This is a genomic window from Pseudomonas sp. SDO5522_S412 (assembly GCF_054071215.1).
Genome location: NZ_JBSVWQ010000071.1, coordinates 1 through 12,811 on the forward strand (window position 1 = coordinate 1; position 12,811 = coordinate 12,811).

Annotated in this window: 10 protein-coding genes; 3 read left to right on the plus strand and 7 right to left on the minus strand. The window is 64.0% G+C overall.

Annotated features, from left to right (window positions below; all coding sequences use genetic code 11):
- The first annotated feature begins 155 nt into the window (after nt 1-155).
- On the plus strand, nt 156-1,397 hold the full coding sequence (locus ACW9I6_RS16475) for an MFS transporter (RefSeq protein ID WP_063026986.1): 1,242 nt from the start codon (nt 156-158) through the stop codon (nt 1,395-1,397).
- Here the strand turns inward: ACW9I6_RS16475 and ACW9I6_RS16480 are convergent.
- The 4 genes from ACW9I6_RS16480 to ACW9I6_RS16495 all read right to left on the minus strand — a co-directional run bounded on the left by ACW9I6_RS16480 (nt 1,394) and on the right by ACW9I6_RS16495 (nt 5,643).
- Entirely contained in the window at nt 1,394-3,577 is a 2,184-nt protein-coding gene (locus tag ACW9I6_RS16480) for a xanthine dehydrogenase family protein molybdopterin-binding subunit (protein ID WP_008436635.1), read from the minus strand. The genes ACW9I6_RS16475 and ACW9I6_RS16480 overlap by 4 nt on opposite strands.
- Nucleotides 3,574-4,563: an FAD binding domain-containing protein gene (locus tag ACW9I6_RS16485; protein WP_003215563.1), complete on the minus strand. Its 990-nt coding sequence runs from the start codon at nt 4,561-4,563 to the stop codon at nt 3,574-3,576. The genes ACW9I6_RS16480 and ACW9I6_RS16485 overlap by 4 nt, the downstream gene beginning before the upstream one ends.
- A complete protein-coding gene (locus ACW9I6_RS16490; RefSeq protein ID WP_003215562.1) occupies nt 4,560-5,084 on the minus strand; it encodes a (2Fe-2S)-binding protein in 525 nt (174 codons plus the stop codon). Before ACW9I6_RS16490 ends, ACW9I6_RS16485 begins: the two co-directional genes overlap by 4 nt.
- A 106-nt stretch (nt 5,085-5,190) precedes the next feature.
- Nucleotides 5,191-5,643 carry a DUF4879 domain-containing protein gene (locus tag ACW9I6_RS16495; protein WP_008436632.1) on the minus strand — a complete coding sequence of 151 codons (453 nt, stop codon included), beginning with the start codon at nt 5,641-5,643 and terminating at the stop codon, nt 5,191-5,193.
- 200 nt (nt 5,644-5,843) lie between these two features.
- Here ACW9I6_RS16495 and ACW9I6_RS16500 point away from each other — a divergent pair, with 200 nt between their 5' ends.
- Nucleotides 5,844-7,139 carry an NCS2 family permease gene (locus ACW9I6_RS16500; protein ID WP_003215557.1) on the plus strand — a complete coding sequence of 432 codons (1,296 nt, stop codon included), beginning with the start codon at nt 5,844-5,846 and terminating at the stop codon, nt 7,137-7,139.
- Nucleotides 7,136-8,215 carry a tRNA (uridine(54)-C5)-methyltransferase TrmA gene (gene trmA, locus ACW9I6_RS16505; protein ID WP_457339541.1) on the plus strand — a complete coding sequence of 360 codons (1,080 nt, stop codon included), beginning with the start codon at nt 7,136-7,138 and terminating at the stop codon, nt 8,213-8,215. Before ACW9I6_RS16500 ends, trmA begins: the two co-directional genes overlap by 4 nt.
- Nucleotides 8,216-8,378: 163 nt before the next feature.
- Here the strand turns inward: trmA and ACW9I6_RS16510 are convergent, their stop codons facing one another.
- The 3 genes from ACW9I6_RS16510 to ACW9I6_RS16520 are packed head-to-tail and all read right to left on the minus strand — an operon-like array spanning nt 8,379 to nt 12,774.
- Nucleotides 8,379-9,707, minus strand: a complete 1,329-nt coding sequence (locus tag ACW9I6_RS16510) for a TolC family outer membrane protein (RefSeq protein ID WP_457339542.1) — start codon at nt 9,705-9,707, stop codon at nt 8,379-8,381.
- A complete protein-coding gene (locus ACW9I6_RS16515) occupies nt 9,704-11,035 on the minus strand; it encodes an HlyD family type I secretion periplasmic adaptor subunit (RefSeq protein ID WP_177040843.1) in 1,332 nt (443 codons plus the stop codon). Before ACW9I6_RS16515 ends, ACW9I6_RS16510 begins: the two co-directional genes overlap by 4 nt.
- Entirely contained in the window at nt 11,032-12,774 is a 1,743-nt protein-coding gene (locus tag ACW9I6_RS16520; RefSeq protein WP_457339543.1) for a type I secretion system permease/ATPase, read from the minus strand. The genes ACW9I6_RS16515 and ACW9I6_RS16520 overlap by 4 nt, the downstream gene beginning before the upstream one ends.
- Between the last annotated feature and the right edge of the window lie 37 nt (nt 12,775-12,811).

Sequence of the window (12,811 nt, forward strand, 5' to 3'; positions counted from 1 at the left end):
ACCCGCTGTAAGAGCGGAACCATAAGCGGCCGTTACCGCAGCAACGGATATGTACCCAATCAGCTGCCCATATCCCCCGCCCAACCCTCCTACGCAACTATTGGTTACAAGTTGGTGATAACCTCACCGTTCCCCCACCCAGACCCGTCTCCCCGATGCCCAGTGAACCCGCGCTGCTGTTACGTCACCACCGCCCTTTCATCGCGTTCTGGCTGGCGCGGATCTTCACCGCCAGCGGTTTCCAGATGCTCACCGTGGCCATCGGCTGGAACCTCTACCAACTGACCGGCAACGTGCTGGACCTGGGTTTGGTCGGCCTGGTGGAGTTCGTACCGCGGGTGCTGTTCATGCTGCACACCGGCCATGTGGCCGACCGCTATGAACGGCGCAAGGTCGCAGCCATCTGCCAGACCGTTCAAGCGTTGATCGCGCTATCCCTGGCAATCGGCGGACTGACCGGCAATGTCACCCGCGAGATGATTTTTATCCTGGCATTCCTGCTGGGCGCAGCCCGCTCGTTTGAAATGCCCACCACCCAGGCCCTGCTGCCGAGCATCGTGCCCACTGCACTGTTTCCCCGCGCCGTGGCGTCGTCGCAGTCGGCGCAGCAATTGGCCACCATCGTGGCGCCGGCGCTGGGCGGTCTGCTGTACGCCTTTGGCAGTGTCTGGGTCTACGGCCCCACGGTGGTGCTGTACCTGATCGCCTGCGTGCTGACCCTCAACCTGCCCGCGCGCCAGACGCCGCTGAACAAGGCCAAGGCGACCATGGATTCGTTGCTGGCCGGGATTCGTTTTATCCGCAGTCGGCCGGACATCCTCGGCGCGATTTCCCTGGACCTGTTCGCCGTATTGCTGGGCGGCGCCACGGCCTTGCTGCCGGTGTTCGCCAAGGACATTTTGCTGACCGGGCCGTGGGGCCTTGGGCTGCTGCGCTCGGCGCCAGCGGTCGGGGCGTTGTTGATGTCGTTGTGGCTGGCGCGGTTTGCCGTCGACCGGCATGTGGGGCGGATCATGTTTACGGCGGTCGGGGTGTTTGGCGTAGCCACCATCGCGTTCGGCCTGTCGACCTCGTTCTGGTTCTCCCTGGCGGTGCTGGTGGTATTGGGCGCAGCGGACATGATCAGCATGGTGATCCGCGCCTCGTTCGTGCAACTGGAAACCCCGGACGAAATGCGCGGCCGGGTGAGCGCGGTCAACGGGCTGTTTATCGGCGCGTCGAATCAGTTGGGCGAGTTCGAGTCCGGGATCACCGCCCACTGGTTCGGCACCGTGCCCGCCGTGGTCATGGGCGGCATCGGCACGCTGGTGGTGACCGGGGTCTGGATCAAACTGTTCCCGACCCTGGCCAACCGCGACCGCATGCATGTGCCGGTGGAAGAGCCCGCCAAGGTTTAGAAGACCTTGTCGAGGGTGACGGGAAAGTCCCGCACCCGCTTGCCGGTGGCGTGATACACCGCGTTGGCCACCGCCGCCGCCACCCCGACTATCCCGATCTCGCCGACGCCCTTGGACCCAAGGGCGTTGACGATCTCGTCGTGTTCTTCGACAAACAGCACATCAATCTCGCCGATATCCGCGTTTACCGGAATGTGGTATTCGGCCAGGCTGTGGTTCATGGAGCGACCCAATGCGTGATCGACCTGGGTCTCCTCATGCAACGCCATGCCGATGCCCCAGACCACACCGCCGAGAATCTGGCTACGGGCCATCTTCGGATTGACCACCCGCCCGGCCGCAATCGCACTGACCACCCGGCTGACCTTGATGGTGCCCAGGTCCTCATCCACCCGCACTTCGACAAACACCGCCGAATGGGTGGCAGAGGCATAGCCTTCGCGCTGTTTGCCCGGCTCGCAATCCACCTGCACTTCCAGCGCCTGCTCGCCGCTGTCTTGCACCAATTGCGCCAGGGAGATGCGCTGGTCACCGGCGTGCATCTGGCCGTTCTCAAACCGCGCCGACTCAGCGTCTTTGAACGCCGGGTAAGTCTTGCGCGCAATGTCCAACAGCTTGGCGTTCAACGCTTCACAGGCCTGTTGCACCGCACTGCCCACCGACGACACGGTAAACGAGCCGCCCTGCAACGGCGCCGTCGGCAGCGATGAATCCCCCAGCAGGAACGTCACATCGCCTACCGGCACGCCGCTGGCCTGGGCGGCGATCTGCGCCATGACCGTGTAAGTGCCGGTGCCGATATCGGTGGTGGCACTGCTGACCGTGAGCTTGCCGAGGTGGTCGATGCGTGCCTTGGCGCTCGCCTTCATTTGCAGGGCCTCCCACACGCCACCGGCCATGCCCCAACCGATCAGTTGGCGACCATCGCGCATGCTTCGCGGCTCCGGGTTGCGCTGGCTCCAGCCAAAACGCTCGGCACCTTCGCTGTAGCATTCGCGCAACGCTTTGCTGGACCAGGGCTTGTCTTCATTCTGATTGCGCTCGGCATAGTTGATCAGCCGCAATTGCACCGGGTCGATGCCCAGGGCGCAGGCCAGTTCATCCATCGCGCATTCCAGGCCGATCACCCCCAGCGCTGCGCCGGGGGCGCGCATGTCCAGCGGTGTGAACACGTCCAGCGGCACCAGCTTGTAGGTCAGCAGCACGTTATCGCAGTGATAGAGCATGCCGCTCCATTCCACCACGTGCTCGCTGAAGTCCTCGAAGCGCGAGGTCTGGCCGATGGCGGTGTGGCCCAGGGCAAGCAAGCGGCCATTGGCGGCAGCACCCAGTTGCAGGCGCTGCAAGGTGCGCGGGCGATAACCGAAGGTGAACATCTGCTGGCGCGTGAGAGTGACGCGCACCGAACGCTTCAGGGCCAGCGATGCCATCACTGCCAGCGGCAACTGGTACTGCGGGCGCAGACCTGAACCAAAGGCGCCGCCGACGAACGCGGCGAAGATCCGCACCTGGCTTTTATCCAGGCCGAAGACTTTCTGCACATAGGCCTGGCAGTTCTGCGGGCCCTGGGTCTTGTCGTGGATATGCAGGGTGCCGTCCGGCTGATACAGCACGGTACTGGCGTGGGGTTCCATGGGGTTATGGTGTTCGATGGGCGTGCTGTAGTGCAGATCCAGGCTCGTGGCGGCGCCGGTCCATTCGGCCTGGAAGTTGCCGCGCGGCTTGGGCGGTGTTTGCGGCGACGGGTGCGCCTGCTCCTGCAAGGCCAGCAGATCGGTCTCGGCAGGCTCGGCGGCGTATTCGATCTGCACCAGGGAACCGGCGTGGCGCGCCAGCTCCAGGTTGTCGGCAATCACCAATGCCAACGGCTGGCCGCTATACAGCACGCGGTCGTTGTACAGCGGGCGAAACGGCGAGCCGTCGGCAGCATCGGCATCGGCGTAGCTGTCGTCGTAGCTGGCCAGTTTCGGGCGGTTGAGGTGATCAAGCACCATCACCACACCGGGCAGCGCCAGGGCTTGGGACGCATCAATGCGGATGACCCGGCCCTTGGCGATGTTGCTCGACACCACGCTGCCGTGCAGCAAGCCATCCTCGGGAAACTCACCGGCATAGCGCGCTTGCCCGGTGACCTTGAGCAGACCGTCGACCCGGTCCAACGGTTTGCCGATTGCGCTCATGACGTGGCTCCTGCAACAGCGGCATCGCTCAGGGCGCGAATGATCGCGCGGCGTGCCAGTTTGATCTTGAAGCCGTTGTGCTCCAGCGGCTCGGCGTCCAGGAGCAGGGTTTCGGCGGCAGTGCTGAAGGTTTCGCGGCTGACGGACTGGCCGATCAGCGCGGCTTCCACCGCGCGATCACGCCATGGCTTGTGGGCGACGCCGCCCAGGGCCAGGCGGGCGTCGACGATCACATCGCCATCCAGCTCAAGCGCCGCCGCGACGGATATCAGGGCGAAGGCGTAGGAAGCCCGGTCACGGATTTTCAGATAGTGACTGTGGGCAGCCAGGTGGTCGGCAGGCAACTCGATGGCGGTGATCAGTTCGTCGTCGGCCAACTGGTTATCCCGCTGGGGTGCATCGCCCGGCAGCCGGTGAAAGTCGGCGAACTCGATGACCCGCGCACCACCCCGGCCCTGCACATGCACCCGCGCATCCAGGGCGGCCAGGGCCACGCACATGTCCGAAGGATGGGTGGCGACGCACTGGTCGCTGGCGCCGAGGATCGCGTGAATGCGGTTCAAACCGACCCGCGCCGGGCAGCCACTGCCGGGCTCGCGTTTATTGCAGGGCACGGCGGCGTCATAGAAGTAGTAGCAACGGGTGCGTTGCAGCAGGTTGCCGCCGGTACTGGCCATATTGCGCAATTGCGGCGAGGCGCCGGCGAGGATGGCCTGGGACAGCAGCGGGTAGCGTTCCTCGATCAGCGGGTGCCAGGCCAGGTCGGCGTTGCTCACCAGGGCACCGATCATCAAGCCGCCCTCGGGAGTTTCTTCCACGTCGCGAAGTGGCAGCCCGGTGATATCAATCAGGTGCTCCGGGCGGCTGATGTTCTCTTTCATCAGGTCCAGCAGGTTGGTGCCACCGGCGATAAACCGCGACGCCGGGCTGACCAGGTGCACCGCCTCCTGCACGTCGGCCGGCTTGCTGTAATGGAAGGGATTCATTGCTCACCTCCCTGCACGCGGCACGCCGGCAAGGCTTCTTCGATGGCATCGCGGATGTTGTTGTAGGCGCCGCAGCGGCAAAGGTTGCCGCTCATCAGTTCCTGGATCTGCGCGGTGTCGTGGGCGCGGCCTTCACGGGCCAGGCCCACCGCCGAGCAGATTTGCCCCGGCGTGCAGTAGCCACACTGGAAGGCATCGTGCTTGATAAAGGCCTGTTGCATCGGGTGCAGGTCGTCGCCCGAGGCCAGGCCTTCGATGGTGGTCAACTCGGCACCGTCGCACATCACCGCCAGGGTCAGGCAGGCGTTCACCCGTTTACCGTTGAGCAACACGGTGCAGGCGCCGCACTGGCCGTGGTCGCAGCCCTTCTTGGTGCCCGTCAGGTCCAGTTGCTCGCGCAGCAGGTCCAGCAGGGTGGTCCAGGGCAATACATCCAGTTGGATGGGGTCCCGATTGAGGGTCAGGCGTATCGGATGACTGACGAACGGCTTGGCCGCCGCGCCATTGGGAGTTGCGCTCATAAACACCTCACGGATTGGTGTGCAATCGCGGCGTTCAGAAAAGTCGCCGTCTTAGCGGTCCGACTTCCGGAGTTTATGAGCGTTCAAGGCAATTGATGGGTGGCGATCAGCGAATGCCGAGGGTGGTGACCAACTGGTTGCGCGGTGGGTTGATCGAGGTGTTGCTGTACTGGAACGTGCCGCCGGCTTCGACATTATCCAGCTGGAACGTATAGATGTAGCCCATCAACGTTCCCGCGCCGCTGCATGGCTGGCTGATGGAACCCACCTGGCAGATGGCGGTGGTGCTGATACGGGGCACCGACGCGCCGTCGAAAAATGCCTGTGGGCTGTTGCCCAGGCCGACTTCCATCACGTACACCAGTGTCTGCCCGCGGTGCGTGCACATCTGGGTGCTGTCGGCCCGCTCGGGAATGGTTTCAGTGCACTTGGCCGACTGAACCTTGAATACCCGCACCTCGCTCAACGCCGGTGCAGGCGCGCCCCACGCCGGTGCCGCACCGAGCCACAGGCCGATGCAACCGAACAGAGCTAGACTCCAGGCGCTGGCTTTTTTCATGCTGTCGATGACCCTGTAATAAACGTCGGCGCAGTATGCCTCAAGGCCATGATCAAGCCTATGCGCCACTGGCCCTCGGCTGCTGGTATGATGCGCCGCTTTTTCCGATCCTCTCTGGAACCACAGGCGCTTGGCGCAGTTTGTGCTTTGACTTAGAGGTCAACAAATAACGACGCAAAATAGCGTCACAGGGAGCAGGCATGCTGGAAAAGCTGTTTCAACTCAAGGCACACAACACGAATGTGCGCACCGAGATTCTCGCGGGCGTCACCACCTTCCTGGCCATGGCCTACATCCTGTTCGTCAACCCGAGCATTCTCGGCGAGACCGGCATGGACAAGGGCGCGGTCTTTGTTGCGACCTGCCTCGCGGCGGCCATCGGTTCCACCGTGATGGGCCTGATCGCCAACTACCCGATTGCCCTGGCACCGGGCATGGGCCTCAACGCATTCTTCACCTACACCGTGGTCCTGCACATGGGCCACACCTGGCAAGTGGCGCTGGGTGCGGTGTTCATCTCGGCGGTGCTGTTCTTCCTGCTGTCGATCTTCCGCATCCGTGAATGGATCATCAACAGCATCCCGCTGCCCCTGCGCTCGGCGATTGCGGCGGGTATCGGCCTGTTCCTGGCGCTGATCGCCCTGCACAACGCCGGCATCGTGGTCAGCAACCCGGCCACCATGGTGGGCCTGGGCGACCTGAAACAACCCGCGCCGATCCTCGCCACCCTCGGCTTCGCGCTGATCGTTGCGCTGGAAGCCCTGAAAGTGCGCGGCGCGGTATTGATCGGCATCCTGGTGGTGACCATCGCCTCCATCGTGCTGGGCTTCACCCCGTTCGGCGGCGTGATGTCGATGCCACCTTCGCTGGCCCCGACCTTCCTGCAACTGGACATCAAGGGCGCCCTGGACATCGGCCTGGTGAGCGTGATCTTCGCGTTCCTGTTCGTCGACCTGTTCGACAACTCCGGCACCCTGATCGGCGTCGCCAAGCGCGCGGGTCTCATGGGCAAGGACGGCCACATGCCGAAAATGGGCCGTGCGCTGATCGCTGACAGTACGGCGGCCATGGCCGGCTCGCTGCTGGGCACCTCGACCACCACCAGCTACATCGAATCGGCGGCGGGCGTGAGCGCCGGTGGCCGTACCGGTTTGACCGCCGTCGTGGTCGCGATCCTGTTCCTGCTGGCGCTGTTCTTTTCGCCACTGGCGGCCAGCGTCCCGGCCTTCGCCACCGCACCGGCGCTGCTGTTCGTCGCCGTACTGATGACCTCGGGCCTGGCCGAAATCGACTGGGACGACATCACCGTCGCCGCACCGGTGGTGATCACCGCCCTGGCGATGCCATTCACTTATTCCATCGCCAACGGCATTGCCTTCGGTTTCATCGCCTGGACCGCCATCAAGCTGCTTTCGGGCCGCTACCGTGAGCTGAACCCGGCGCTGGTGATCCTGTCGATTCTGTTTGTGATCAAGCTGGGCTGGTTCAACGCATGACTTTTGACGCCGCAAGCTACACCGTTCAACTGGAAGAAAAGGTCACGCGCCTGCGTGACCTGCTGGCGCCGTTCGACGCGCCAGAGCCTCAGGTTTTCGACTCGCCGTTGCAGAACTTCCGCCTGCGGGCGGAGTTCCGCCTGTGGCGCGAAGAGGGTCAGCGCCACTACGCAATGTTCTCCCAGGACGACAAGCGCACGCCGATCCTCATTGAAGAGTTTCCGATTGCCAGCCTGCGCATCAACCAGTTGATGCCGCAACTCAAGGCCGCCTGGCAAGCCAGCGCCGCCCTGAGCCACAAGCTGTTCCAGGTGGAGCTCCTCACCACTTTGGCCGGCGACGCGATGATCACCCTGTGCTATCACCGACCGCTGGACGAGCATTGGCATACGGCGGCGAACAAGCTGGCGGCAGACCTGAACGTCAGCATCATCGGCCGCTCCAAGGGCAAGCGCGATGTGATCGGCCGCGATTACGTGGTCGAGAAACTCGACGTCGGCGGTCGCACCTTCAGCTATCGCCAGCCTGAAGGCGCGTTCACCCAGCCCAACGGCACGGTGAACCAGAAGATGCTCAACTGGGCGTACGAAGCGCTCGGCGACCGCAGTGACGATTTGCTGGAGCTGTATTGCGGCAACGGCAACTTCACCCTGCCCCTGGCCACTCGCGTGCGCAAAGTGCTGGCCACCGAGATCAGCAAGACTTCGGTGAACGCGGCGCTGAGCAACCTCGATGAAAACGCGGTGGATAACGTCACCCTGGTGCGTTTGTCTGCCGAAGAGCTGACCGAGGCCTTGAATGAAGTGCGGCCGTTCCGCCGCCTGCACGGCATCGACCTCAAGAGCTACGAGTTCGGCAGCGTGTTCGTCGACCCGCCGCGTGCCGGCATGGACCCGGACACCTGCGAGCTGACCCGGCGCTTCGAGAACATCCTGTACATCTCCTGCAACCCGGAGACGTTGGCGGCGAACATTGCGCAACTGCATGACACGCACCGGATTACCCAGTGCGCGATGTTTGACCAGTTCCCGTGGACGCACCACATGGAATCGGGTGTGTTACTGACCCGGCGTTAAATCCCCAGCACTGCAAAGATCAAAATGTGGGAGCCGTCGAGCTTTAGCGAGGCCGCGATGGCGGTGGGTCAGACAGAAAAATGTCATCAGCCCCGCCGCCATCGCAGCCTCGCCAAGGCTCGACAGCTCCCACAGTGGATCGGTGTGTTAGCCGATATAGCCATCATGCCGATGGCTGGAAATACCCCGCCAACGCCCGCAGGTCCTGCTCGTTCAGCAACCCTGCAAAATACTTCAGTTGTATCCGCGCCAGCAGATACGCATGCCGCGCATCCGCCAGGTCGCGGCGTGCCGTGAACAGTTGCTGCTCGGCATCCAGCACATCGAGGTTGACGCGCTCGCCACCGGTCACGCTTTTCTTCGTCGCCTTCACCAGGGCGGTGGCCGAGCTGACCGCCATTTCATACGCCCGCACTTTGGCCGCGCCGCTGGTGTTGAGGTTGAATTGCTTGCGCAGTTCGATCAGCGTCCTGGCGGTCTGCGCGTCCAGTTCATATTGGGCCTGGGACAGTTGATTGGCGGCCTGACGGGTTGACGCCGACACCGAGCCACCGGCGAACAGCGGCAGGCTGACCTGGATGCCGACGCTGTTGGTGTCGTACTTCTGGTTGTAGCTGCTTTCCGAATCCGAGCTGGTCTGGCGGCTGCTCGCATACAGGCTGACCTTGGGCATGTGCCCGGCGCGCTTGCGCTCCACTTCGTATTCGGCGACGTCCAGCGCGTGGTGCTGGGATTTGAGCTCCGGGTTGTTGGCCATCGCCATTTCCCGCCAGGTCTCGAAACGGTTGGGCGCCAGCGGCGGGATCTCGAACTGGCGAGTCAGCGGCGCCAACTCGTCTATCTGCAACGGCTGGCCCACAATCGCTTCCAGCTCGCGCAGGGCTGCGTCCTGGGTGTCCAGGGATTCGATCTCTTCGGCCTGGGCCAGGCTCAGGCGTGCCTGGGTTTCCAGCACATCGGTGCGGGTGCCCTCGCCGCCCTTGAGCAGCCGTTCATTGAGTTGCAGGCGCTCGGCATACGCGCGTTTCTGGGCGCGGCTCAGCTCGATCCGCTCCCGGGCCAGCAACGCCTGGCTGTAGGCGCTCAACACCCGCACGGCCAGTTCCTGGCTCTTGCTGCGAAAGCGTTCATCGGCAAACAGCGCCTGCGCTGCACCCTGGCGATAGCGCGCATAGGCTTCGTAATCGAGCAGCGGTTGTTGCAGGGTCAGGGTCGAGGCATAGCTGCGGTAATCGCGGTCGCTGGTGACGTTGCCCACCGCCGTCGACTGGGTGACTTCGGACTCATTGCGCGAGTTGCTGTAGCTCCAGGACAGGTTCGGCAACAGCCCGGCGCGGCCGATGATGCGGTTTTCCTCGCCGGCCTCGCGCTCCTGGATTGCCGCCTGAAACGTCGGGTCGTTGCGCAGGGCCAAGTCATAGGCGTCGAGCAATCCCAGCGCCTGAACCGATCCACTGCAGGCACAACACAGACCGAATAACAGCGCCTTCATTCTTCCACCAACGCCATGTGAGTCCGATCCAGCAAGGGTTTGAACAGGTAGTTGAGCATCGAGCGCTCACCGGTTTTGACGAACGCTTCCACCGGCATGCCCGGGCGAATCTGCAAGCCGTCGAGCTGGCGCATGCCAGCTGCACTGACCTGGGCGCGCAAGGTGTAATACGGCTCATCGGTGCGCTCGTCGACCTGGCGGTCGGCCGACACCAGCGTCACTTCACCGGCAATGCGTGGGGTGGTGCTCTGGTTGAACGCCGAGAACAGCAACTCCACCGGCAAGCCCGGGTGCACCTTGTCGACCATCTGCACCGGCACCCGCGCTTCCACCAGCAGTGGTTCGCCCTGGGGCACGATGTCCATCAGCGCCTGGCCGGGCTTGATCACGCCGCCTTCGGTGTACACCTCCAGCCCCACCACCACGCCAGCCGCCGGCGCGCGCACCAGGCTGTTGGCCAGTTCGAATTCGGCCGAGGCCAACCGGTTGCGCAAGTCGTCGCTGCGGGTGCGGGTTTCGGCCAGTTGGCCGCGCAGGTCTTTCTGGAAGTCTTCGCCGAGCTGGCGGATGCGCAGGCGCAGTTCGAGGACTTGCCGTTGCAACTGGCCGATGCGGCCGAAATCCTCGGCAATCGCACCGTCGAGCTGGGCATACAGCCGTTCATTTTCCAGCAGCCGATTGCGCGGAATGTAGCCGTCCCGCGCCAGCTCGCGCAGGCCTTGCAGTTGTTCATTCATCGCGGTGCGTTGCAGCACTTTGCTGGCCTGGGATTCCCGGGTGCCGCGCAATTGTGCCTCGGCCCCGGCGATGGTTTCCCGCAGGCCTTGCTGCTCCGTGGCCAGGGCCTGGGCGCGACTGCTGAACAGTTGCCGTTGCAGGCTCAAGGTGGCGGCGGCCTCAGGCTCGTTCAGCAGTTCGGGGCCGAAGACGATGGCCGACAAGCCTTCGCTCTCGGCACTCAAGCGCGCTTCGCTGGCCCGGGACGCAATGAACTGGCTGCGCAAAGACTGCATCTGCCCGCGCAACGGGGTTTCCTTCAGGCGGACCAATACCTGGCCGGCGCTCACCACCTCGCCATCGCGCACTTCGATCCGCTCGACGATCCCGCCCGCGGGGTGCTGCACCGTCTTGCGGTGCCCCGACACCATGACCTTGCCGGACACCGCCACACCCTTGTCCAACGGTGCCAGCGCGGCCCAGCCAAGGAACCCGGCAAACCCGCCGAGCACCAGCAACCAGCCCAGGCGCGCGTATTTTTTATCGTCCAGCGCCAGCACGTTGTTCACCGGCGGCACGCTGTTGTCCGTCACAAGCACAGGTCGGCTCATGCTTTTTTTCCTTCACCGAGGCGGTAGCTCATGCTCATCGCCGACACCGGTTTGGGCGGCGCGGCCACCGGTTTCTGCGTGGCCTCCAGCACCCGCGCCGTGGGCCCGAACGCCTGCAACTGGCCGTCCCGCAGAATCAGTAATTGGTCCGTCAACGCCAGCACAGGGGTCTTGTGGGTGATCAGCACCAGCGTGCGACGCTGCGCCTTGAGCAAGGTGATGGCATGGAGCAAGGCCTGCTCGCCGGCCTCATCGAGATTGGAATTGGGCTCATCCAGTACGATCAGCGCAGGCACGCCGTACAGCGCTCGCGCCAGCGCGACACGTTGCTTCTGCCCGCCGGACAACCCGGCACCGCCCTCCCCCAGTTGGGTGTCGTAGCCTTGGGGCAACTGCAGGATCAGTTGATGCACGCCGGCCATTTGCGCGGCAGCGAGCACCTTGTCCGAATCCACGGTGTCGAAACGCGCGATGTTGTCGGCAATGCTGCCGGCGAACAGCTGGATGTCCTGGGGCAGATACCCAATGTGCGGGCCGAGTTGCTGCTTGTCCCATTGCGCCAGGTCCGCGCCGTCGAGCCGCACCTTGCCGGCCAAGGGCGCCCAGGCCCCCACCAGCAACCGCGCCAGGGTCGACTTGCCGCAACCGGAAGGCCCGATCACGCCCAGCACGTCACCGGCAGGCAGGCTGAACCCGAGGTTGGCCAATGCAGGCCGACGACTGCCAGGCGCACACGCGCTTAACTGCTCGACCGTCAACTGGCCGCTGGGCGCCGGCAAGCTCATGCGCTCGGTGCGCGCCGGGTTGGCCGCCAGCATCAGGGTCAAACGGTCATAGGCCAGGCGCGCCGAACTCCACTGTTTCCACACGCCGATCAGTTGGTCGATAGGGCTCAGTACCCGCCCCATCAGGATCGAGCCGGCGATCATCATGCCCGGCGTAATCGCCCCCTGCACCGCCAGCAATGCACCCAGACCGAGGACCAATGACTGCAACGCCAGGCGTACGCCCTTGGACCAGGCACTGATGGCAGCGGTCTTTTCACTGGCCAGGTTCTGCGCCGCCAGAAACGCCTGGTGCTGGGCAAACCAGCGCGCACGCAGGGTTGCCAGCATGCCCATGGCTTCGATGGCTTCGGCATTGCGCAGGTTGGCCGTGGCCTGCTGGCTGGCGCTGATCGACAGCTGATTGGCCTGAGTCAACGGTGCCTGGCAGATGTGCTGGTTGGCCCACGCCAGCGCCATCAGCATCAGCGCACCGGCCAGCGCCAGGACGCCGAGCCAGGGGTGGAACAGGAAGATCACCAGCAAGTACACCGGAAACCACGGCGCATCAAAAAATGCGAACAGCGCCTGGCCGGTGGCGAACTGGCGCAAGGTCGTCAGGTCGCTCAACGCCTGCCCAGCCGCCTGGGTACCGCCCTTGAGTTGCGCCTCGAACGCGGCGTCGTACACCCGCTGGTTCAGGCGCATGTCCATCTGTGTGCCAAGACGGATCACCACCTGGCTGCGCACCCACTCCAGCGCGCCCATCAAGCCGAACAAGCCAAGGATCATCAGCGTCAGCATCAACAGGGTCATCGAGTTGCCGGAGGCCAGCACCCGGTCGTAGACCTGCAACATGTACAGCGCCGGGGCCAGCATCAACAGGTTGATCACTGCCGAAAACAGGCCAATGTTGAGGAAGCCACTTTTATAGGCCGTGAGAGCGGCCAGGGTTTCGTTGCCGGCATGGCGCATCGAGGGAGTCTCATGGGGGAAATCGGGAAGCGCCGCC

Bases quoted from the DNA above. Each gene is read 5' to 3' on its own strand.
- ACW9I6_RS16475 (WP_063026986.1), top strand. From the start codon at position 156: ATGCCCAGTGAACCCGCGCTGCTGTTACGTCACCACCGCCCTTTCATC.
- ACW9I6_RS16480 (WP_008436635.1), bottom strand. From the start codon at position 3,577: ATGAGCGCAATCGGCAAACCGTTGGACCGGGTCGACGGTCTGCTCAAG.
- ACW9I6_RS16485 (WP_003215563.1), bottom strand. From the start codon at position 4,563: ATGAATCCCTTCCATTACAGCAAGCCGGCCGACGTGCAGGAGGCGGTG.
- ACW9I6_RS16490 (WP_003215562.1), bottom strand. From the start codon at position 5,084: ATGAGCGCAACTCCCAATGGCGCGGCGGCCAAGCCGTTCGTCAGTCAT.
- ACW9I6_RS16495 (WP_008436632.1), bottom strand. From the start codon at position 5,643: ATGAAAAAAGCCAGCGCCTGGAGTCTAGCTCTGTTCGGTTGCATCGGC.
- ACW9I6_RS16500 (WP_003215557.1), top strand. From the start codon at position 5,844: ATGCTGGAAAAGCTGTTTCAACTCAAGGCACACAACACGAATGTGCGC.
- trmA (WP_457339541.1), top strand. From the start codon at position 7,136: ATGACTTTTGACGCCGCAAGCTACACCGTTCAACTGGAAGAAAAGGTC.
- ACW9I6_RS16510 (WP_457339542.1), bottom strand. From the start codon at position 9,707: ATGAAGGCGCTGTTATTCGGTCTGTGTTGTGCCTGCAGTGGATCGGTT.
- ACW9I6_RS16515 (WP_177040843.1), bottom strand. From the start codon at position 11,035: ATGAGCCGACCTGTGCTTGTGACGGACAACAGCGTGCCGCCGGTGAAC.
- ACW9I6_RS16520 (WP_457339543.1), bottom strand. From the start codon at position 12,774: ATGCGCCATGCCGGCAACGAAACCCTGGCCGCTCTCACGGCCTATAAA.